Origin of the sequence: Mesorhizobium sp. M4A.F.Ca.ET.050.02.1.1 (assembly GCF_003997725.1) — a bacterium.
Lineage (GTDB): Bacteria > Pseudomonadota > Alphaproteobacteria > Rhizobiales > Rhizobiaceae > Mesorhizobium.
On sequence record NZ_RZSG01001299.1, the window covers coordinates 1 to 887 of the forward strand.

Genomic DNA, 887 nt, shown 5'->3' on the forward strand with positions numbered 1-887 from the left:
GGGTTACAGGCCGGTCGATCATTCGGCTGCCATCGACAAGAGCGGGACCGCGCTGGCCAACGCCTTGCGCGGCCACTGGCTGCCGAAGGTCACGGCCGGCTGGTTCTTCCGGGCCGAGTCCTTCTACTCCGTCGCTCGTTACCTCGATCAGGCGGCGCTGGACTCTGGTGGTGCGCCGCCCGATTTCCTCTCCTGGTCGCATGGCGAGGGCTTCATCCGCTTCTTCGAGGAGCGCTGCCGTCGGCAAGGCATCTACATCTTGGACGAGCCGGAAAGCGCGCTTTCGCCGACGCGCCAGATCGAACTGCTCAAGCTGCTCGGGCGGATGGACCAGTCCGGCACCGCGCAGGTGATCATGGCGACGCACTCGCCGCTGCTGATGGCCTGTCCCGGCGCGCGCCTGTTCCGCATCAGCCGCTTCGGGCTCGACCTGGTCGATTTTCGCGACACCGACCACTTTCGCATGATGCGCGATTTCTGCGGCGATCCGGATGGTTTTCTCGCTGAAGCGCTGTATGAGGACGAGGCATGAACCACGACAGCTACGACAACACCTATATCGCCGGCATCCTCAATTCGGTGAAGACCGTCGCCATGGTCGGCGCGTCGCCCAACGACGTTCGGCCGAGTTTTTTCGTGCTGAAATACCTGCTGGCCAAGGGGTTCTCGGTGTTCCCGATCAATCCTGGCCATGCCGGCAAGGAAATTCTCGGCCGTACCGTCTACGCAAGCCTCGCCGACGTGCCGCAGCCGGTCGACATGGTGGACATCTTTCGTGGCTCGGTCGCGGTGCCGGGCATCCTAGATCAGATTCTGCGGCTCGATCCCTTGCCGAAAGTGGTCTGGATGCAGCTTGGCGTGCGCAATGACGAGGCGGCTGTCCGCGC

2 protein-coding genes are annotated in these 887 nt (G+C 63.6%); both read left to right on the forward strand.

Going from position 1 to position 887, the window contains the following annotated elements:
* A partial coding sequence (locus tag EOA33_RS37075) for an AAA family ATPase (RefSeq protein WP_127407817.1) occupies positions 1-532 on the forward strand: 532 nt, incomplete at its 5' end.
* A partial coding sequence (locus tag EOA33_RS37080) for a CoA-binding protein (protein WP_145989570.1) occupies positions 529-887 on the forward strand: 359 nt, incomplete at its 3' end. The genes EOA33_RS37075 and EOA33_RS37080, both read left to right, overlap by 4 nt.